We start from the raw sequence: 22,354 nt of genomic DNA, 5'->3' as shown, positions 1-22,354 counted from the left end.
AGCAAGCCCTACTAGCTGTGTACGCTGTTTATTACCATCCGACTCGATCTCATTTTTATGCCAGCACCAATCAGAGAGCAGATATGGCTTTGGACCGGGACAACGGGGATGCTACTGGGTATGCTGTATTTCATCGCTCGCGGATGGGGTGTAAAAAACAACCACCGACAGAAGTTCGATATTGTGACAATATTCGTCATCACCACCGTATTTATCAATTATCTTTTGATATCAATAGAATTTGTGTTGGCGATAGTGACGGTCGGTGGGGGACAAATGCCTATTTATTGGGCCCGATACACAGATTGGTTCTTTACCATCCCCCTACTACTGATTGACCTTGGACTGCTCGTGGGCGCGAATTGGACTCAGTTGACAACCCTTGTTGGGGTAGACATGCTTATGCTTGGGGCTGGTGCATTGGCCACGCTGTTCAGCGGGAGCGGATTCCTCTCGGCGGATGCCCACCGCCTCATTTGGTGGGGAATATCCACAGGTTTTCTCCTCGTCCTGCTTTATATTCTCTACAGAACGCTTGAAGAGGAATCACAGCGTCTTAGCAGTGATACAAAATCCACATTCGAGACTCTTCGGACGCTACTGATAATCGTCTGGCTCATTTATCCAATCTGGTGGCTGTTCGGAACGGAAGGTCTTGGGACAGTCAGTCTCTACATCGAGACAGCTGGCTTCACGGTACTGGACCTGATAGCGAAAGTCGGGATCGGTCTCATCTTCTGTCGAGCCATGACGTGCTTGATGCGGCAACTGAAGCAATCAAAACAGGTGCACAGCCCACCGACCCACACATCTAATATATCGCGGCAAGAGTGTCGTCAGCTTTCGGCCCTCTCTACCACATCATTCCAATGTACAAACAAAACAGTATACTCAACGATGCCTAACTACGATAGCACCGACAGCCATACCCACCAGAAACAAATTTGTCGAATATTAGCTTCTACGAGCAGACATCTTATTGGAATTATAACGGGAAAAGCGCGAAGCGTCAGTACCACTTTCCAGCCTGATAAGACGGAAGGCAGTGATCCGGATATCTCCTCCCGAGATACACAACTCACGGATTCCTCGCTCGTCTTGAGGAGAGTAATTGATACCCACAGAACAGAACAGTCCTTGCTCGCCAGTTTGCAAACGGTGTTTCGGGCAGACGATTTCGATGAAAGCGACATAGCGGCATTTGCCACTCGCGTGAATATCTGTTTCAGTCACGAATCGTCCGTGGAATCATGCGAACGTCTACCGTCTAGCGATGCGACGACATATTCGGAGAGATCACCACCGACGTCCTCTCAGAAACCATCGTTCTTATTTCGGATGTGTTGCCGAGGGGCGTACCGAACAAAACCAGTAGTAGCCTTCAGTAAGTCGTCTCACTTGAGACGGTGTCTGTTCAGCTGGATGCGTGGTTTCAAGACAGCGCCACTGAATACGATGCGATCACCCCCGGTTGGTACCTAACTACCGATGTTGCCACAAATTTCTTACTTACAGTTTCATATTGTATTTCTCCTACCAGCTACTCTCGTGTTAGCAGCCTCAGCGATGGCAATTAGACCAGAAGGGAATTCAGTTAGGTCGAACGATCGTGGGCACATCTATTGGCTCGTCGTTGTGGCCCTCATGCTCGTAGCGCTGTTGTACACGACGCCGTGGGATAACTACCTTATCGCACGCGGAGTTTGGGAGTACGGAGAAGGACGAGTGCTGAGAACTGTTGGGCATGCCCCAATTGAGGAGTACTTGTTTATCCTCGTCCAACCGCTCATGACCGCATTTTGGCTCGCACAGCTGCCTCTTCGGGAAGGATGGCCGAATGTTTCTCAACAGTTACGACCGGTTCCACGACTTATTGGCTGCACGACCGGTGTGCTTGTTGGTTGTATTGGATTGTATTGTCTACAGGGCCTCGATACGTTCTATCTCGGAGCGATTCTCGTTTGGGCTGCACCTGTTCTGACCCTCCAGTGGACAGTTGGACCCTGTCAGCTGTTGTACCACTACCGAGTCGTCCTCTTCGGAACATTAGTTCCAACAATCTACCTGTGGGGTGCTGATCGCGTTGCGATTGCGGTCGGCATTTGGACACTAGCTGATACGTACACAACCGGGATAACGCTGGCCGGACTGCCGATCGAAGAGGCTATTTTCTTTTTTGTCACGAATCTCTTTGTCGTACAAGGCCTCATACTCTACCGATGGGTGATCACTCGGTGGGCGTGATCGATGCACCCACAGCATCACAAGCAGTTCGACGGTTTTACTGTCGAGTTGCAGCTCGGCCAGTTTGGATACTCCTCGTTGGTCTCATTACAGTAACGCTCGCTAGTAGTGAGCTCAATCTGGCAGTTCCGGTATGGGTACAATACATCCCCCTACTCTCAAGCGTCGTTATCCTCGGGTTGCCCCACGGCGCTGTCGACCACCTCGCTCCTGCTCGAACAGCGGGCCTACAAGTAACATATCGGGGACTCATAGCGATTGGCCTCCTGTACACCATCTTTGGTGGAGTATATGGGATACTTTGGTCGTTTTATCCAGAGACCTCGGCAGTGATGTTTATCGCGCTCACGTGGTTTCATTGGGGACAGGGAGATCTCTACGCACTGGCACTGCTGGGTGCTCAATATCTCGATTCGCGTTTGCGACGGGTAGCTACCGTCGTGATCCGGGGCGGTCTACCGATGCTGGTCCCACTGCTCGCCTTTCCAGATGACTATCGAACTATCGTCTCAGCGTGGGTAGCGTTATTCGGGTCGAATTTCGAGCTCATGTGGCTCTTTTCAGCTCCTGTTCGTGCAGGGTTTGGAATGGTATTCTCGCTTCTCATTCTCGTGACCATGGTATCCGACTACTGGAGCGCATCCGAAGCAGCGTCCGGTACTCGAACAGCTTGGAATGGCAAGGTCAGTCAAACCGCCGACGAGAAACTAGACATTCATCCCGTCGATGTTTGGTGGATAGATGTCGGTGAAACAGTTCTTCTCTATGTATATTTCCTTGTCGTACCTCCCCTCATAGCAGTTGGCGTATATTTTTGCTTCTGGCATTCTCTTCGGCACATTATTCGGTTATTGGCTGTCGATACAGGCGCTCAAGCCGCACTCGTCCGAGGTGATACAGTACAGGTTCTGATCCGGTTTGGACGAGAAGCAGCCCCACTTACGATACTATCGTTTGGATTACTCTCAGTGGTCGTCATACTCGTTCCTGTGACCCTGACATCTACATTAGAACTCATTTCGATGTATCTTGTATTTATATCTATACTTACACTCCCACATGTTATTGTGGTGCTCTTTATGGACGTGTCTCAGGGATTGTGGTCTAAAGCAGCTGATGAAACCGATATTCCCGGGGGGGTCTGAGTGCTGTCGCCACTGTTCGAACTCAGTTCATTCGAGCACTTCGACGACCTTTTCGATTGGGTGTGGTGGTCGTTCACCTCCATCACGATCTCCGAGCTGCGATCGACAGGATGCACCAGGGGCAGTTACCTGCTCACCGGGACTGTTTTCGACTTGTCCGAAGAGAATGCGACCAATGGCTTGTGAGATATCGTAGTGCTCTGCTTCGTAGCCGAAACTACCGGCCATTCCACAGCAGCCGCTGTCGAGCGGATCGACAGTGTAACCCACCCGCCGCAGCACGCCCACTGCGTGGTGATCCTTATTCATTGCTTTCTGGTTGCAGTGACCGTGGTACGTGAGCTGCTCATCTGTCGGCTCAACGTTCAAGACATCGTCGAGTCGCTGTTTGTCGAGGTACTCCAGCACGCCGTACGCGTTTTCACTCACGCGTTCGACAGCAGTTCCAGAGAGTAAATCGAGATACTCGTCTTGGAACATCACGGCGTCCGACGGTTCGATGAACACAACGTCATATCCGTCTTCGACGTACGGGAGCAGCGCATCGACGTTGCGATCGGCCCGCCGTTTTGCCACATCGAGCAGTCCTTTCGAGTACGATGGACGACCACTCGGATTGTCACTGAAAAGCTCGATGTGGACAGCCGCCGCCTCAAGGGTTTTGACAGCTGCAATCCCCGGTTCGGGATAGCAGTAGTTCGTGTACGTATCGGGAAACAGCACGACCCTCGCGTCGGCCTGAGAGGGTGGGACGTGCGACCCACCGCGAGCTTCAAACCAGTCTTCGAATGATTCTCTGGTGAACGGTGGAAGCGCTCGATCAGGCGCGATTCCGATCTGCTCTAAGACACGTCGTGCACCAGGAATCTGCGTCAGCCAGTTCGAAAGCGGAGCAAACGTACTCCCGAGCGCGAACAGACGGTCGATATCCGCGAACAGGTGCTCGCGCAGCGAAACTCCCTCCTTCTGATGGTAGTGATGTTTCAGCTCGGTTTTGAGCTTCGCCATGTCGACACCAGTCGGGCAGTCACTCGCACATCCCTTACAGCCGACGCACAAATCGAGCACCTCTTCTTGGAACCGTTCGGAGTACAACTCATCTTCGGAGAGCTCACCACTGATCGCCGCCCGGAGCATGTTTGCCCGTCCTCTGGTGGCTTGAATTTCCTCGCGTGATGCGCGGTACGTCGGACACATTGTGGCCGAGTCGGTCTGTCGACAGGTGCCACACCCGTTACACAGCTCGACGAGATGTGAGAATCCGTCGGAATAATCGAGTTCGGTCTGTGGTTCGACCGACGAGTAGGCAGCTCCGTACCGGAGGTGTTCGCGCATGTCCGCACCCGTTCCTCGCTTCGTGTCTGGCCCAATATCCTCCGATGTATCCCGATAGACGACGTTTCCCGGGTGCATGAGCCACTCGGGATCGAACGCGGTCTTGAGCGTTTTGAATGCGTGCCACAGCTTCGGGCCGTACATCTTCGGAGTGAACTCCGTCCGGGCCATTCCGTCACCGTGCTCGCCCGAGAACGACCCGTGATGTTCGAGCACGAGATCGGTCACGTCCTCTGTGATGGAGTGCATCGTCTCGATTTCCTGTTCGGTTTTGAGGTTGAGGATCGGGCGGATGTGGAGTGTTCCGCTCCCCGCGTGCGCGAAGTACGCAGCGGATGTATCGTGTTCGTCGAGAACGGTCTCGAACTGTTGGACGTATTCGGCCAATTCCTCTGGTGGAACCGTCGCGTCCTCGATGAACGGATACGGCTTCGGGTCGCCCTCAAGGCTCATCAACAGCGGAATCGCTGCCTTTCGGAGCTTCCAGAGCTTCGCCTGTGCCTCAGAACTGTACGCTTTGAGCACATCGAACGCTGCTCCGGAATCGACAAAATGACCGTTCGTCTCTTCGATGGCCGCCTCGAAGTCGCTGTGGAGTTCAGAATCGAACTCCAACATGAGTGCTGCCTCGGTGCCGTCCGGGATCGGTTCGGCGTACTGGGCGTACTGTGTCGATTCGAGCGCCAGTCGGATGACCTCGTCATCCATCAATTCGACCGCGCTCACGTCGAACGAGAGCGCCTCTGGAACGGCTTCCATCGCTTGAACGAGATCATCGAAGCAGTACAGCGCGAGTGCTGTTTGCTCGGGGACAGAAACCAGTTCGAGCGTGGCTTCGACGACGACACCAAGCGTGCCCTCGGCGCCAACAAAGAGCTTCGAGAGGTTGATGACCGTCTCTCCCTCGCTGTTCTCGTAGATAGCCTTGTGGAGATTGTATCCACTAACGCTGCGTTTTAGCGTTGGATACCGGTGTTCGATCTCCGCTTCGTGCTCCTCGACGAGCTGACGAACAGTGCGGTAAATCTCGGCTTCGAGGTCGTCGTTCGAGACGATATCGTCCCACTCCTCGCTGTCGAGGACGATCTCTCGGGTGTGAATGTACGAGCCGTCCGAGAGAACGACCGAAAGTTCCTCAGTGTAAGCATCGGTGATGCCGTACCGAACGGAGTGTGCCCCTGTGGAGTTGTTGCCAATGCCACCGCCTATCGTCGCCCGGTTTGAGGATGCGGGGTCGGGAGCGAACTTCAACCCCCACTGTTCGAGGTGGGCGTCGAGATGATCCTGAACGACACCCGGTTGGACAGATACTGTCTGAGCGTCGGGATCGACGTCCTGGATGGCGTCCATGTGCCGAGAGAGATCGAGAACGACACACCCCGGACCGACGGCCTGTCCGGCGAGTGACGAACCAGCCCCACGAGGAAGCACCGGAACATCGTGCTCTGCAGCAGTCCGCACAGCTGCTTGCACATCTGCTGTGTGTTTTGGGAAGACGACACCCGCCGGTCGGGCCTGATAGATACTGCCATCAGTTGCGTACAGAATCTGTGCGTATTCATCGAACTGTACGCCGCCATCGAGTCGGCTGCGCAAGTCGACAGCCAGCTCTCGGTATTGGGATGCGTCCGGATGGTCGTACCCGAGTGAATCCACCGATGTGTCGAGACTCTCGGCTTCGTGATAGTTGTCCTCGACGGCCATATTCTCTCTGAGCGATTGTTGATGTTAAATACTGTGGGAATCGGTATTATTCGCAAAATAGATAAGATACGATTAATTACCTAATGTGTTTGAATACCTCCGAATTGTGTGTTACTATCGAATTGATGCGAGGGCGGCTCTGATCACCGACGACGGGCCATGACAGCTACGATAGCCACCAGCGGGCGTCGTGGATTCGGAGCTTCAGTCGTGCGGGGAGTCGCCGGATTGCGTACTCATCGGGGAACAGTCTTTGGTCCATGGCATGTTGGTCGTAAATCTCGTCTCGATCGGGCCATGCCGGTTCGAACGGTTCGAGAAATGGGAGCTTGCGTCGGAGGAACCGTTCGATCTGATTCAGCCGGACGGAGGGGAGTGGCTGGCTCTGTGGCCGATGTTTGAGGATATCGGAATCGATCCGTTCGATTGCCTTCCGGAATGTCTCATACCGTCGATATTCTGGCGGCGTCATCAGGTGCCATTCGACGAGTTCGCGGTCAGCGGCGACGAACGCCTCGTAGTAGTTGTCCGCGAGGTGTGTATGCGATGGTAAGACGGGTTGGTTTTTGATGACGAGGAGGTCCATAGCGTTGTGAACCGAATCGGTGCGTTCCCAACACGTCTCCAGTTCTTTCTCGAACTGTCCACGAAGGAATTCGTACGGTGAGTCGAGGGTGAGATCCTCCTCAAAGAGCTCTTCAGTCGCCACGCCGACTGACTCGCTGTCTTCAGGGAAAAACCCGAGCGTCCCGAGCAACGATTTGATCGGACGTGGGTTCGAAACGAGCTTCGTCGAAGGAAGCTTCGTTCCAAACAGTTCGAGACCATCACGTTCGAGAAAGTAGCCTTTAAGGAGCGTATCGAACAGCGTTCCGTGATAGATAGTCTTCATCTCGAATGCATCATCGAAACCGGCGTGGTGGATGTGCAATGATTCCTTGATTCCTTGTGAGTACCGACTTTTCTCATCGGTCGGCATGAGATAGCCATCGTCCGGAAGCAATACCGTGTGTTTCGACCCGTACTGCGCTGCTACCTTTTGGGCGACCTTGACTTCCCGCGAGTTCGGATTGCCGATCGTATAACACTGCTCGATATCAGGTATCCGAGAAAGAAAGATCCGAGAGTCGTTCCCACCTGAAAGGAGTAGTCCCTTCGGGCCGGGGAGGTTTGCTCGACGATCAACAGCTCGTAAGAGTCGCTGTGTCAGTTCGGTGACGTAATCGAACGGTCGCGGTTTGTATACAAATCGAGACAACGACTCGACGGAGTCCGACGTCAGATAGGCGTCGAACGGGACTCGATGAACATTCTTAATAATCGTTCGATCACCGAGCACCGTTCCGAGGTGGATATATTCAAGCAACGATGGTCGATGATACTGTGGATCATCGAGAAAACTGTGGATTACAGAAAAGTCCGTGCTGAACACCCTACAGCCGTTTGAATTAGCGTAAAAGCATTCCCACGAACGGATTTGATCTGTCGAAACGATCGCTTCACCATCGTGTTCGAGAGCAACGACATACGATCCATTTAGATCAGAGAGAGCAGCTACGCCGCGACTCGTATACTCCTCAAAGAGCCACTGTGCGATATTATTATCAGCTTCATTCGTCGCGTTACTGTCCGCAGCGTACACCTCACCCCAGATGAAACAGAGACCATGATCGTCCGAATGACTCGCACTCCGTCCTTTCACACCGAGGCCCGGATCACGAATACCAACAGTAACCTGATCACCTGAAAGTATTTCATCAAATTCGTCCTCAGATCGACACTCGTCGAACTGATCTCTGTCACCGAAGATACCAAACAACTCTTTGTTCATCTGTCGACTCGATAGTTCACTACTTTGATACTTTTCGAGAGTATGGCTCATCGCGTTTTTCCTTCTGATGCGGTCGAATTTGGTTCGATGACCGGCGTGGACCGGTCGGTATTCTCTGTTTGAGATGAATGATGGACCGCTTCTGTGGCCCGCATTCGGAGGAACGTCAACAAAGAATATAATATCGTCGTATTGTCCTCTCCGTCGAGATGTTCGTGATAGCATTGCCATGCGCCATCGACATCGAGGAATGACAGATCCGATAGATATTCACTGCATTCGTTCAGCGTCTCGGTGGTGAACGGTCGAGCACGGATGAGTTCCTCTCTGTTTGGCCATGGTGTGTGGTCGAGGTACGGTTCTGGTACACTGGTATCGGCGACGTGTTTCCACCAGAGTCCATTGAGATTCGTCCCGAGATACTCGACAATGAACGGGTACTTGAGTGGGACGCCGGTGTGGGCGTGTGGTATCTCAGCGAGTGCTGGATCGATCTGTTCGACTGCCTTATTGACGAAGTTACGGCGAAGGAAGAACCGCTTCGGGATCTGTTGTTGGAGATCGACGATCCGATTGTCAAGGAACGGCGTTCGGTACGGCCGCATTTGTGCCAGACTCTCCGAAAAGATAGCGTCGGTGTCCGAGCTTAGCGGGTAGTAGCCGCCGTACATCACCAGATCTTCGATCGAATCGTAATGGATACCGTGGCTGACAATACCGTCACGTGTCTCGTGAATGTTGTCGGATAAAACGCTCGAAAGAGACCAGTCATCAGAGAAATACGGAAGCGGTTCGATTCCCTCACTTATCTGAGAGTCGATGTACTCATCGATCGAATTGACCGACTGTGCAGTGGGTATCGTGAGGTTCCCGAGCGGATCGAGAGAGACGGTGGGTGTTTCGAGCTGTCCGCCACCGAGCAGCGTATCGGCATACAACCCTGAGACGAGAACGTCGACTTCTGCTGTGACCTCCTCTTCGAATCCAAGGAAGTATGCCTGATCGAACCAGCCACTGAAATTCGACAACGGTGACGCGTTTTCGAGGAGTCCGGCGTCGTAATCTGGTCCGCGTTCCAGCAGCTTGAACGTATTATCTGTCGCATTTGCCGCACGCCGTGCGATCTTCGCCTCTCGGCTCATCCAGTCAGCATTATGGAATGTCGTGACCGGTTGGTCAATCGCTGCGAGCCCGAGCCGCGAGTCGCTTCCACCCGACAGGAGCAGGCCATACGAGAGATCATCATACGTCCAGTCCGAGAACACCTGTTGGATTGTCTCGACAAACTGCTCTTGGAAGTACGAGTACGGCTTATCGATTGGATCGTACGTGGGAGACCAGTAGCTGGTCGTTGTCATCGTCAGGTCGTCGAGATCGACCGTGATAATCGATCCAGGTGGGAACTGTTCGACACCTGCAATCGGCGTTTTCACACCGAACACGCGCCTGAGATCGAGATACTCGTAAAGATATGGGAGATCGAACGCTGGTTCGATGTCGGGATGAAGCGTGAGCGATTGAGACTGTGAGGAAACGATGAGAGTGTCGTCGGTCGGTTGTGCGTAGTAGAGCGGCCGGGTCGCGAACCGGTCAGTCACAAACGACACGGCGTTTTCCGTTTGATCGTAGATGACGAGCGCGAAATTGCCGTTCAGTCCAGAGACGAAATCCATCCCGAACACCTCATAGAGATGCGCACAGAACTCCGCGCTTCCGTCGGGTGGCCCCCGCCGTGGGACGTAGTTCGATCTCGATCCGTAGCCGTACACGTCACCCCAAATCCAGAGGAGGACATCCTCATCCTCAACTGCAACCGGCTGATCGCCAGCGATCAACGAATGCAATGACGCCTGCAGATCAATGCGATCATCGCTGTATGAGACGGTCTCCTCATCGTCGCCCCAGCTGATGTACTCAGCCATTGCCTCGGGGAGAGCGTCTTGTCCGATCGAGCCACAGAGACCAACCATGTTCAGAGTTTCCTCGTGTTCTGTTGGTCTCGTTCGAGCAATCTAGCTCGGCAACGACGACCGGGGATTGAGACTGGACTGTCGGTCGATCGTGTTCCGATCACAGGAACAAGCGCACAGTTCGATCGATGTCTCGGTGTCTTTTGATACTCGCTCGATGGCATGTTCGTCATCACGAGCGAAGCCGAACTATCCATTGTGGCCGAACCGAACGACGAAATCAGACCCGAAGTTCGGACCGTACCGGAAGCCAAGACGTTCTGCATGCTACGAGCCTCGCTTTCTCGGATTGATTTGGGACGGGTGATTCGGGAATCGTGCACACGACAGATCACGAAAACTGCTCATAGAAAACGCGTATGATTGGAGGTTACTTATGGATATTGCAAGACGACTCTTCTCTCGGCGGTCAGTCGATAGAGTAGTGAGCCAGATCGACGGATAGGGAGCGGCGTCTATGGAACGAACGGCGACAGCATGACAGCGGACGAGGCTTTTGACAGTCCTGTGCAGCGCTGAATCGGTGTGTCCCGAGACGGTTCGTGATATCGAACGAAAGCACGAGGCCGACGAGCTATTGGCGGTGCTCACAAGTTGTGACATCCTCACCCTAAAAGGAGGGGCTTCCTACGAGGGAAGTCTCAGTTTTGCTGATGTATGCAGGATTCACGAATCGAACGAGCATTCTCGCGTCGCAGGCTTTGTCCTCGGTTCGACCAGCGACACGGTGGACGATTCAGAGTTCTCGTCAACAGCCACAGTTCACTCTTCGTTCACGTCCGACTGGAGCCGATTCATATACATCGTGAGACGAGACAGCAATGAATCACGAACGTCTTTCATAGCGGAGCTAGCATCGTCGAACTCATCATTGTCTCCACCAGAAAAGTCCGGGCGGACGCCTAACAGCACGACGGCAACACCGATCTCTAGTCCGACTACCGCCATCAACAACACACCAATAGCGGAAGCGTCGAATGCGACAACACGGGACTGGAGCACAACCACGAACAACCCCGCGATCAAGAACGCGACACCGCCGCCGCGCAACAGCGTATCCATAGACGAACTCTCGTTTCCTCGGTATAGTCCATACACTAGCATCACTCCGCCAGCTACGTGGAGCACAAACACCGATACCCACACCGGAAGCACCTCGTTTACCGGTACCCCTCGGACACTCATATCCGCTGGGAGGAGTCGAATCGAGAGCAGGCTATCGAACACCAACGCGAAGAGGCGGAGCCACGCCGCTATCAACCCATCGTACACCCGCACGACACCAGCCACCACTGACGCCTCGATTTGAAAGACACTGTTTCCGAGCGACATCCATACGGATGATCCGGTGAATTCACCGACCACAAAGAGAAGGAAGATGGGAGATAACCCAATCGCGGTGGTGGCCATAAGGATCGACACCAATGGCTTTCGGACGCCCCAGAGCGTCGTGGCTGTGAAGTAGAGGGCTGGCAACAGCGCGATAACCGTCACGGGGTTTTCAAGTACAATTTCGATGGTAGCCTCAAACATAGCGTGGATGGGTCTGAACGTGTTCCGGAACTGCTTATTCACGCGGCGATGCCATAGATTTTGTGGCTTTTCGTCTCAGTGAGGGACACAGGCGGGGATACACGCGTCTCACGCCCAATCGATCGCTCATTGATGGGTTCAAAGATTGAATGTCACCGTAACGCAGCAGGCAAGTTGGAACCGCAGCTGATACCTCGCGGGTATATTTTGTCCGTAAACAATTCCACTTCTGACAAAAGATATATTACGATCAGCAAACCAGCCCCGACATGCCTTCCACAGCGGCTGATTTCCGTGCATTACTCGCTGATCGGTGGGTACCGCTTGCAGTTATCGCGACCGCGTTCGGTGCTCTCATCCTCCGTTTGTACGCTCTTGGGCATCGAGTGTTCTACTACGATGAGGCGTGGGTCGGCTATTGGGTGCTGAAATTTCTTGAACACGGTAGCTGGCAGTATCGTCCGATTCTCCACGGGCCGTTTTTTATGCGAGTTAATTCGGTAGTCTTCTCGGTGTTCGGAGCGACCGAGTTTACTGCTCGGTTGGTCGTGGCAGTCATTGGTGGGTTACTTCCCTTATCAGCGTGGTTGTTCCGCGACCGTCTCCGAAACGAGGAGATCGTTGCGCTCGCATTCATCCTTGCGATCAATCCGCTGTTGCTCTACTACTCGCGCTTTATGCGAAACGACCTTCCGCTTGCGGCGTTCATGCTCGTCGCACTCGGGTTGTTGGTTCGGGCGTACGATACGCGTGCGCCGCGGTATCTCTACGGAATGACGATCGCGCTCGGAATCGCGTTTACCACCAAAGAGAGCGTCCTGCTGTGGTTGCTGACGTGGGGCGGTGCGGCCTTGCTCGTGTTCGATCGTCGGTTGCTTCGAGTCCGTGAGGAGGGATCCGGACCGGTCTCGTTTGTCCGGTCGCTCACTGTGCACGCTGTGGCTGGCTTTCGTACGTGGGCGACTCATTTGGTGGGAGCGATCCTGCTCTTTTTTCTTATTGTGATCTTCTTTTATGCACCTCGTAGTCCCGAGGCGAGAGCGCCCGGTCTCTGGAAAGCGGTGGGTGGTAAGTTTGAGATGCTTCCCGCTGTCATCGAGCGAGCGACGCTTGGCTCCTACCAAAAGGCCATTGAACACTGGGCTGGTGGGTCAATTCAGAGTCATCCGTATCTTCCATATCTTCTGGACACCCTCTGGACATTGGCAATGGGCGCGATGGGCGTCTGCTTGTTAGCAATCGTTGGCTTTCTTTATGATCGCTACGCTGGTAGTACCCGCGATCTGGTGGAGTTCAGTTTCTACTGCGGAGTTGCCGCAACGGTTGGATATCCACTCGCAAACAGCGTTCCGGTGCCGTGGTCAACGGTGCACGCTGTCGTGGCACTTTCGATTCCAGCAGCGGTTGGTGTCGGCGTCGTCTATCGATGGGGGCAGAGCCAGCTGTCTTCACAGGAGACTGCACGTTCCGACGGGAGTACCATCGCAAGCGAGCGCACGCGAGCGATGGTCAAAGCAGGTGGTGCGACTGTGCTACTGGGGACTCTGGTGGTCTCTTCTGGCCTCACAGCTATAGAGACGAGCTATCTCAATCCATACGACAGCCCAAGAAACGGAGGAGACGGCAACGAGATCGTCTACTATGCACAGGCACCGGAAGAACTGCAGACCGTCATCACCGCCATCGACCACGCGGCTGCAACTGGCGGAAACGATACGGATGTGCTGTACGTTGGCCGTTCGCTCGTGTCGAACGAGTCTTCCCGTACTGCTCCACCAGCAACAGCAGCGTGGTTCCGTCGGATCCCAGTCCCATGGTATACCGAAACGATCGGTGCCGATGTGACAAGTGTGGCCGTTGCTGATGACATTGGATCCGAACCACCGCCGGTGGTGATTACAACAGCGGCCAATCGTTCCGCTGTTGCACAGAAGCTTGGACAGAGCTACACCGCCAAACGGTACCGACTTGACGAAATTGGTGACAGAACGCTCGTGGTATTCTTTCGAAACACGAACGACTCCTGACGATACCTCTATCACGTTGGGTGTTAGCATCCGGAACGCAGCTCAGTCAGATCATCTGTTCGGTTTCTGGACGGTTTCTTAGTTGTTGCTACGAATTAGTCACACCACCTCTAGAACTGTACTCCATCTTTAGCTTCGCCAAAACAAGTTTTATACTTCAGAAACGATAGCAGAACACGTGAAGCCTATTGCCGAGGAGTTTGCCGAGACGATCCTCGCTGACGATTCGACGAGGGAACCAGGGAGTGACCTCGCACGAGAAACAAATAAAACGATGGCTGTGCTTCTCAATTTGCTCGGAAAAAAGCACACGATTGCTATTCTCCATCGGTTTTCATGTGCTGACGATCCTCTACGATTCTCCGATCTTGAGGAGATGATCGACATCGCACCGAACACACTCTCAAACCGTCTGCGGGAACTGACCGAAGCAGGGTTACTAACCCGCCAATCGTACGATGAGATACCACCACGGGTGGAGTACGAATCAACAGACAAAGCACAGGATCTTGCGCCGATGTTCTGGTATTTGGGTGTCTGGACAGACCACCACGATCTCGAATCGTCCACTTAACAGTGAACGTCACGGTGATCAGTCGAAGTCTACTACCACTAGCATCCCCCAGACCTGTTTCCTTTGAGGATTTTAGCAAAAGCGAGTACTGGAGATTCGTTGTGAATTGTCTTTAGCGTGGCAATCGCTATGGAAGCCACAAATAGAAAATAACTATAGCTACACTCTCGTGCAAATAGTCACAACTATAAAATAATATATTCTAACATATATAACGTTAACATACATATTTTGACAATATTCATCGCCCGTATTCAATAATATGTTCCTACGATATAGTATCAGTTTAAAGTTATCCATAACAAAGTCGAAACGGCATTTTGTGTGACGGTGTACCATGAGGGGTATCAAACGATCTGTTAGTCGTAGAGACTTGATAAAGGCGCTCGGTGTATCCGGCATTACTCTCGGTGGCATTGGTACAGGCGTCACCGTTGCAACCGATGGCGAGGATAACGACAACGATACTAACACGAAAAAGTGCCCAAAGGATCTCGACATCGTTTACGTGCGCAAAGATGGGGAATGGAACCATCACGTGCTCAACGATAACGGGAATGATACCAATGATTCCAAACCGGACAGATTCCGGATCAAAGGAGATAAAAAGAAAGTAAAAATCTACGCACATTTCCCATTCGCTGTCTCGTATGCGACCCACAAGAAGAAGCGACACGATGAAGAATCAGACCACGATTGGCGCGATAAGTTCAAACATTGTAAAAAGCGCAAGCCAGTCGTCGCTGAGCCAGTCGATAGTACCTACTGTGCTACAATTAAAGCAGACAAGCGAGAAAAGAAGAGAATCTGCTGGTTCCGCATCCGGTGTCCGAACAGCGATAGCGGTAATCGCGACTGGAAGCACGACAAAAAACACGACCGGGAACACGATAAGAAGTGGGACAGCAAAGACGGCAAAGATCACGACGCAAGCAATGAAGAGCTTGACGTGAGACACGACGAGAAGCGAGACGAAAAACACGACGATTGGAAACACGACAAAAAGCGGGACGAAAAACACGACGATTGGAAACACGACAAAAAGCGGGACGAAAAACACGACGATTGGAAACACGACAAAAAGCGGGACGAAAAACACGACGATTGGAAACACGACAAAAAGCGGGACGAAAAACACGACGATTGGAAACACGACAAAAAGCGGGACGAAAAACACGACGATTGGAAACACGACAAAAAGCGGGACGAAAAACACGACGATTGGAAACACGACAAAAAGCGGGACAAAAAACACGACGACCGGAAACACGACAAAAAGCGAGATAAGGAAGACTGTTAGGTTCCAAATTCGAACGGTCTGTGGATTGTTCGATAGTTACTGTTTTTTCAATTGCTACGATACAGCTCAGTTCAAATCACTAGTGCCGACGAGACGATCTTCTGTTGTGAGTGGGGATCGCGGCGTGTACTGGCTGTCAGCTTCGGTCAATAGAGAATATAGAAATGAAAAACGAGTACGTTCGCGGGACTTTTACCGAACAGTTCGATAGTGATGATCCGTAGCCCTCCTCAAAGCTGTGTTGGCAGGCTGTGACGGATCCGTTTTTTGTCGTATCTGTATATCCAGTGAGTAACGCCTCCGGTGTCCAGAACCACACATCCACCGATTCGATCGTTTCCACTCCGGACCAGACATTCACCAAAGACATCAGAACTGATTTGACAATAAAATGAACAAATACAAAATAGATACGATATATATCCTCCTATAGAAGAACGGATACATATTATCAATTGAGAACAATCGATTAGTCTATCAAAGCATGGGGTATGGCCTCGGCACTCATAGGGTTCGTCATCACCGGGTGCCGAATCCGGCTCGGGTCGTATTCATCGTCATCAGCCATCATCTACAGTACTCGGCACGATACGAAGGTGGTGTAAGATTATAACAGCCACTGACTAATTAGTTGTGATATGAAGGATTCTTCGTCAGTCGATGGAGAAAGATTGTTGTGCTGTTGTTACCCACTATCTTTGAAAGGTGATGGTCGTCGATCCGAGCAGATACGACGTGTCGGACCTCCGTGAAAGGAGCATCGATGATACGTCGAACAGCGGAGACGACAATCATGGATTCGTTTGGGTGAGAAACGAGACAGAGGCAGAAAGTCAGGGAGACGACGCCGATCATCAGCAGGATACCAAGAACACAACATCTTCTCAATCAGACACACAATCGAAAGAAAAGCCACAATCTCAAAACACTGGTGAGAAAATTACTGATTTAGATAAAAATACTGCATCGAACCAAACGACACACAGTTCTGATGGCGGGTTTACATATCAGAGATCGGAACAGACAGGAGACAACGGCCCTGGGTTCCAGTGGAGTAACACAACCAATGAATCCGCCTCGGAAGCCCAGTCACAGTCGTTGTCCGAGACTGAATCAGAGTCACAATTGCAGGAAAAGCCAACAGAATCGTTCGAAGGGTGGGACAGTAATGACTCGAAGTTCGAAAAGTGGGATGACAATGGCTTGAACAACGATATCCAATCGGATACAGAAACGCATAACAGCGACAGTTCAACACAACAACACACTGAAACCACAGCTGATGGGCAATCTGCTGAAAACACAACCGGCAAACAATCCGTCGTAAACGGGGATGATGGAGGACAGGAACAACAGTACGCCAAAACTGCTATCGATCCGATTAACTATGATATATCGGAGCTTCAAGCGATTTCTGATTGTGATATCGTCGATCATCTCTCGAACGAGTTAGAGACCGAAGTCCACGGATTCGTTTGGTCCGACCCCCCCGAAGAACATCGGTCACGCATAGAGGACCCGACCCCAGAACAACATCAACGATTGCTTACACTCGAAGGAATCGACCCAGAGATGGTCGGTGAGAAGCCCTACCTTACGCGAATTTCGACCGAGGCAGCAGGAGCGTTTATCAGCGATTGGCTCGAGTTTCTCACACACGAAGCTGGAACTGAAGGAGCGATCAACGCAATCGAACGCTACCACGAAATTGGTTGGTTCACTAAAAGCGTCGAAGAGGACCTCCAAAACCGAATACGCTGGAACGACCACTACGACGGCAACGGATACAAAGTATTCGACCGTGGTGACCACCTACTGAGTTTTGCTTACATCGCTAAGATCGCCTCAGTCAACTCCGAGGGGATGGTCTTCTACTGACGGGTCGATCCGCGGGGGTTTTCTTACGTTATTGTACGTTACTCACACATTCTAATACTATATGAAATTTTATTGTTTTCATAGTTATAGATGCATTTCTCATACATACACCTGTATGTGTAAAAGATCGAAAAATTCAGAACTAGACGGATGATGCTAAGTACCAGGAGATGAAACAGTCGCACGATATGCTCGATGAGGAATTGGAGGAGGAGGAGGAAACAACTGAAACGAACCTCTCTCCAGTGGGCGTTAAGCTTGGCAGTACCCGAACGGTTGTTGTTCAACCACAGGGAAGTGTTATACGAACACACGAGGCACTCACGTGTCTCGCAACCTATCAGGACGTTTTGACCGGTAAGCGACGCGCCATCTACGGAGAGGAGGCAGCGAACGAGTATCCCGAGCGAGTCCAATTCATGCTCCGTTCTGGCCTCCCAGAAGACGACGAGCGGGCAGAAGCAGCTGCGACGTTCTTCAATAAATTCATCCAAGCGAATGATGTTTCGGAGGACAGCGTCGTTGTCTATGCAATCCCAACGATTGACAACGAGCGTGGGCTGTCAAATCTGGCGAACGTCATCGAAGAGAGTGGCATTGGTACAAAGCTTATCCGGAGCTATCCCGAGTCACTCTGTGGTTCGATTCCGGCGATCGGTACCGGGTTGGACGCAATCGGACGCATCTTCATCGCGATCAACATGGGTTCGACGAATCTCGAAGCCTGTGCGTACCGCCGGGGTGAACAACTCTCGCGCTTTTCGACCGGTGCTGTCACAGGTAATGAAGTCGATCGCTGGATCTCTAACTACGTCGAAGAAGAGACACAAGGTCGGGTAAACATCGATCAGACGACTGCACGAGAGTACAAAGAGCAACACGGTGACTTCAACGACTTCGAGCCGTTCACCGATATTATCCAACAGCCTGGTGGCGGCACTCACGAATTCACCATCGAACGCAGTGTGACGGACGCACTCGACCGATATGTCGATGACGCAGTCGATGAAATCGCCAACAACTTCCTGCCACAACTGGCGAACCGTTACATCAAGATCTACAAACAGACCTTAGATGAACCGATCGTCCTGACCGGAGGAATGGCGTGCATCCCCGGACTGGTCGAAGAGTTCGAAGATCGACTCAGTGAGGAACTCCAACATGAAGTCAAAGTCACAGCGCCTGAAGAACCCGTTACGGCCGCTGCACGGGGTGCACAACGCATCGCAGAACGTTTCGTCGAAGAAGAATCCTACTGAACGCACGCTCCTCACGACTACTACTGAGACCGTGGATTCCCACGTGGTCCCCTTCAATCGCTAACAAGTCACTGGAGAGACTTGAATACTAACAGTATGTCAGACAGCAGCTCACTCGATTCGATCCAATGCACCTGCAACGACGAGCGGCAGTGTTATCGTCGCGTCGGCATAGATCGATGCGTTACGCGCGTCTTTCTCCAATTTACCCCACGAGCGGGCTTCATCGAGCGTTGCACCGGACAGACCGCCAGTTTGTGGAGGGTCCATCGTCAGTTGGACCGCATAGTCGTAGGCGTCTGGTGCGACGAGCATCGTCTGTAGAACGAAGTTCTTCGGAACGCCTCCACCGACGACAAACGCGCCGGAGCTGTCAGCGTCATATGCAAAATCATTTAACTCAGACATATCCGAGAGTGCGTCCAATGAGAACGGTTGAACCTGTGAACGAAGCCACGCTTGGAGACCGAGCACAGAATCTTGAATCGCTGGTACATAGACAGGTACATCGTTCGCGTAGGCAGCAGCAGCGATACCCGCATCTTCCTCGATCGCCTCGCGTTCATTGACGTCGGCGTTTGCACGCCCGAGTTCCGCTGTGAACGCGCGAATGCTCACTGGTTCGTCGAACGCTGGAAACACCTCATCACGAAGGTGTGACTCGAACTGAGCGAAATGTTCCTGTGGAAGATAGACGTTGTAGATCCGGTCAACTCCCTCGTCACGAAGCTGCTCGTCGTGTTCTCGCTCTGTGCGCTGGTCGTCACAGACTCGGCCGTGGTGGTGTTTACCGCCGATTGCCTCGATAGCATCGTGAGTGAGGTTCGCGCCTGTGGTGACGAGCACGTCGATATGCCCGCGTCGAATGAGATCCGTGACGATGGCGCGCATCCCAGTGGGGACCATCGCGCCCGCGAGACCGAAGAAAACGGTGACATCGTCCGCAAACATCTCCGCGGCGACATCGACAGTTTTGTGGAGATCTGCCGCTCCAATGCCCGCCTTCCCGTACTCATCGATTAGATCTGCAACCGTCATTCCAGCGCCAACCGTCGTGTGTCCGATAGGATCGTGCTGAAACTCCTCTCGGGGAGTGTCGTGCCCGTGACTGGAATCCTCGCTCATGCGTACCCTGTGGGTGGCGAGGGTTTGAACGACGCGATCTACGATACTCGTTCGGATGCGACGCTCTCGGAGCCGGCTCAACCACGCTCACAACCCGGTCGGATGGCTGATGTACGTCGTCTCAATCCCCCACTCTTCGACGAGCGTCTTGAGCGCTCGCACACCGAACGTCTCCGTTGCGTAGTGCCCGGCGAGATAGACGTTGATACCTGCCTCGCGCGCCTCGTGGTACGCCTGTTGTTTTCCTTCACCGGTGATGAACGCGTCCACACCAGCAGCGCGCGCTTCATCGAGCCAGTCGACACCGCTCCCAGTAACGATCGCCACATCCTCGATCGTCTCGGGACCGAATGGAAGGGTCTGTACTTCGGATTCACCCTCGAGTGTTGTGAGCCGTTTCGCCAGTTTCTCGGTCGCAAGCGGGGTCGAAAGCCGCCCACGCTGGCCGATATGCTCGCTTCCGAGTGTCCCGAACGGAACACGATCATCGAGCGCGAGATGATCGGCAAGTCCCGCCGCGTTGCCGAGTTCCTGATGCCCGTCGAGTGGGAGATGCGAGACGTATAGCGCGATGTCATCCTCGATGAGCGGTGCGATACGATCGTAGTCCTGACCGGTTACTCGCTCGAATCCGCCCCACGAGAGACCATGGTGGACGAGAAGGAGATCAGCATCGAACGCAGCCGCTCGTTCAATCGTTGCAACAGCGCCATCAACCGCGAATGCCGCCCGTTCGATTTCCTGTTCGCGCGGGCCAACCTGAAGACCGTTCGCGCTCGCATCGAGGTCGGCGTACGCAGTCGTTCGGAGACGAGTGTCGAGTCGTGAACAAAGCTCACAGAGATCCATGTATGGCTGTATTGACCACCAGACTAACAACCACTGCGATCGAAATGCGGGTGTCTATCAGACAGATAACCCATGAGTAAACTGAAAACAGCTCGTCGCGTGTGGCACAAGTTGCCATCGAGCGTAAAACGACGCATCATCAAGAAAGCACGAAAACTGATCCGACGGTAGATGTGACAGGGCGTTTCACGTCACTCTGAGCGTGCAGCGTGTTCGTAGACGAACGCCCGAAGGAGTTTCCCAGCGAGCGCTGCTGCCTGCCCATCATCACGGTCGTTTACCTCAACCACATCAAAGCCAGTGCAGTGGGGCGCAAGTGCTCGTACCACGTCATGCATTTCCCGTGGCATGAGACCGAACGGCTCCATCGTCCCTGTCCCTGGCGCAAATGCGGGATCTGCACCGTCAATATCGACACTCAAGTAGACATCACCGCCAAATACCGACCCCCAATCAAAATTCAAATTTAAATCGGAATTTGAATCTGAGTCGGAATCGGAGTCTGAGTCTAAGTCTAAGTCTGATGTTGACACCGGATTTGACGCTGGGGCTGGCTTTTGATCCAGTATACGGTTGGATTGTACTTGTAGTTCAGATGTCCATGCTGTCACTTCGTCGGGTGGGATGACTGTTACATCGTTCTCACTCGCTCGTTCCCATTCGTCTTCGCTTCCGGTGCGTGCGCCCACGATGATCGCTCTGTCGGCAACGTCGAGAGCCTGACGCGTAATGGTCGCGTGGCTCATCGGGTTACCGTCGTACTCCGATCGGAGATCGAGGTGGGCGTCGAGACAGACGAAAACGTCCGGATCGAACGCGCGCACCCCAGCGAGTGAGACTGTGTGTTCACCACCGATGGGTATTCCGAGTGCTCCGTCGTCACGCACGTCAGAGAGCATTCCTTCGAGGAATCCGATGTATTCGGCAGCGTCATCCCACGCGTGGAGGTCTCCGCCGTCGTGCACACCAAGATCAGAAAACCGGAGTCCTGTGTGGTGATCAAAGTCATCGAACGTTCGGGCATGCTGTCGAATACGATCCGGCCCAAATCGAGTACCGGGCTGGAACGTCGTCGAAACGTCGAGTGGCGCACCAAGGAGTACGTAATCCGCAACGTTCCGATCGGCTGCTGCGCCAGGAAACATCGGAGATCGAACCGGTTTAGACGACCTTCCGCTGGTCTTCGTATTCGAGATACTCGATCTCGTCGTCTGGTGATGGGTCCATCCCATCAGGAATGCGCATCGGGAACGTCTCGTAGGTCTCGAGGTCCATGACCTGCATGTCACTGCCGTCAATATTGATGACTTGTCCTTGCTTGCGGTCGACGATCGGCACCCACACCTTCGCGTCGACGGGCTGGGTGAAATTGCGCTTTCGCTCATCGAAGACACCACGACCCTCGACACGTGCTTTCGCACTCCCGTGTTTGCCTGGTTTTGCCGTGCTGTACGCGTTGATTTGACACGGCGTATCGTCGATCATCACGTAGCTACCTTCCTGTAGATCACGAACTTCGGTCTGTTGTCTCGCCATATCGCGTGTATCAGGTGTGCTGGTATAAACGGTTTGGAACACGG

General features: G+C 53.0%; 15 protein-coding genes and 1 pseudogene. 8 read left to right on the top strand and 8 right to left on the bottom strand.

Features of this window, described 5'->3' with window-relative positions; translation table 11 throughout:
• The first annotated feature begins 108 nt into the window (after positions 1–108).
• The 3 genes and pseudogenes from MW898_RS01405 to MW898_RS01395 all read left to right on the top strand — a co-directional run bounded on the left by MW898_RS01405 (position 109) and on the right by MW898_RS01395 (position 3,389).
• Positions 109–815 (top strand): annotated as a pseudogene (locus MW898_RS01405) (bacteriorhodopsin).
• 673 nt (positions 816–1,488) lie between these two features.
• Complete coding sequence (locus MW898_RS01400) at positions 1,489–2,244, top strand: lycopene cyclase domain-containing protein (RefSeq protein WP_248903898.1); 756 nt, start codon at positions 1,489–1,491, stop codon at positions 2,242–2,244.
• On the top strand, positions 2,220–3,389 hold the full coding sequence (locus MW898_RS01395; protein WP_248903897.1) for a Brp/Blh family beta-carotene 15,15'-dioxygenase: 1,170 nt from the start codon (positions 2,220–2,222) through the stop codon (positions 3,387–3,389). The genes MW898_RS01400 and MW898_RS01395 overlap by 25 nt, the downstream gene beginning before the upstream one ends.
• 27 nt (positions 3,390–3,416) lie before the next feature.
• On the opposite strand, the gene MW898_RS01390 is transcribed toward MW898_RS01395, so the two are convergent.
• The 4 genes from MW898_RS01390 to MW898_RS01375 form a co-directional block, all read right to left on the bottom strand.
• Positions 3,417–6,428, bottom strand: a complete 3,012-nt coding sequence (locus tag MW898_RS01390) for an FAD-binding and (Fe-S)-binding domain-containing protein (protein WP_248903896.1) — start codon at positions 6,426–6,428, stop codon at positions 3,417–3,419.
• A 166-nt stretch (positions 6,429–6,594) separates the two neighbouring features.
• Entirely contained in the window at positions 6,595–8,259 is a 1,665-nt protein-coding gene (locus MW898_RS01385) for an asparagine synthase-related protein (protein WP_248903895.1), read from the bottom strand.
• A 47-nt stretch (positions 8,260–8,306) separates the two neighbouring features.
• Positions 8,307–10,229, bottom strand: coding sequence for an asparagine synthetase B family protein (locus tag MW898_RS01380; RefSeq protein ID WP_248903893.1), 1,923 nt, complete (start codon positions 10,227–10,229; stop codon positions 8,307–8,309).
• A gap of 762 nt (positions 10,230–10,991) precedes the next feature.
• Positions 10,992–11,762, bottom strand: a complete 771-nt coding sequence (locus MW898_RS01375; protein WP_248903891.1) for a hypothetical protein — start codon at positions 11,760–11,762, stop codon at positions 10,992–10,994.
• A 269-nt stretch (positions 11,763–12,031) separates the two neighbouring features.
• Here MW898_RS01375 and MW898_RS01370 point away from each other — a divergent pair, with 269 nt between their 5' ends.
• From MW898_RS01370 to MW898_RS01350, 5 genes are all read left to right on the top strand, one after another.
• A complete protein-coding gene (locus MW898_RS01370; protein WP_248903889.1) occupies positions 12,032–13,789 on the top strand; it encodes a flippase activity-associated protein Agl23 in 1,758 nt (585 codons plus the stop codon).
• Between the two features lie 178 nt (positions 13,790–13,967).
• A complete protein-coding gene (locus MW898_RS01365; protein ID WP_248903887.1) occupies positions 13,968–14,363 on the top strand; it encodes a winged helix-turn-helix transcriptional regulator in 396 nt (131 codons plus the stop codon).
• 337 nt (positions 14,364–14,700) lie between these two features.
• The gene (locus MW898_RS01360; protein WP_248903886.1) at positions 14,701–15,663 is read left to right on the top strand and encodes a hypothetical protein; all 963 of its coding nucleotides are present in this window, start codon (positions 14,701–14,703) and stop codon (positions 15,661–15,663) included.
• A gap of 708 nt (positions 15,664–16,371) precedes the next feature.
• On the top strand, positions 16,372–17,541 hold the full coding sequence (locus MW898_RS01355) for a FlaD/FlaE family flagellar protein (RefSeq protein WP_248903884.1): 1,170 nt from the start codon (positions 16,372–16,374) through the stop codon (positions 17,539–17,541).
• 188 nt (positions 17,542–17,729) lie between these two features.
• Positions 17,730–18,800, top strand: coding sequence for an actin-like salactin (locus MW898_RS01350; protein ID WP_248909683.1), 1,071 nt, complete (start codon positions 17,730–17,732; stop codon positions 18,798–18,800).
• A gap of 111 nt (positions 18,801–18,911) precedes the next feature.
• Here MW898_RS01350 and MW898_RS01345 read toward each other — a convergent pair whose 3' ends face one another.
• From MW898_RS01345 to MW898_RS01330, 4 genes are all read right to left on the bottom strand, one after another.
• On the bottom strand, positions 18,912–19,925 hold the full coding sequence (locus tag MW898_RS01345; protein WP_248903882.1) for a deoxyhypusine synthase: 1,014 nt from the start codon (positions 19,923–19,925) through the stop codon (positions 18,912–18,914).
• A gap of 87 nt (positions 19,926–20,012) precedes the next feature.
• Positions 20,013–20,774 (bottom strand): Nif3-like dinuclear metal center hexameric protein, encoded by a 762-nt coding sequence (locus MW898_RS01340; protein ID WP_248903880.1) that lies wholly within the window; start codon positions 20,772–20,774, stop codon positions 20,013–20,015.
• 191 nt (positions 20,775–20,965) lie between these two features.
• Positions 20,966–21,919 carry an arginase family protein gene (locus MW898_RS01335; protein ID WP_248903879.1) on the bottom strand — a complete coding sequence of 318 codons (954 nt, stop codon included), beginning with the start codon at positions 21,917–21,919 and terminating at the stop codon, positions 20,966–20,968.
• A gap of 16 nt (positions 21,920–21,935) precedes the next feature.
• A complete protein-coding gene (locus tag MW898_RS01330) occupies positions 21,936–22,310 on the bottom strand; it encodes a translation initiation factor IF-5A (RefSeq protein ID WP_248903877.1) in 375 nt (124 codons plus the stop codon).
• Between the last annotated feature and the right edge of the window lie 44 nt (positions 22,311–22,354).

The organism is Halocatena marina, from assembly GCF_023276375.1.
In the GTDB taxonomy this organism is placed as follows: domain Archaea; phylum Halobacteriota; class Halobacteria; order Halobacteriales; family Haloarculaceae; genus Halocatena; species Halocatena marina.
This window is presented reverse-complemented; position numbering and strand designations above follow the sequence as displayed.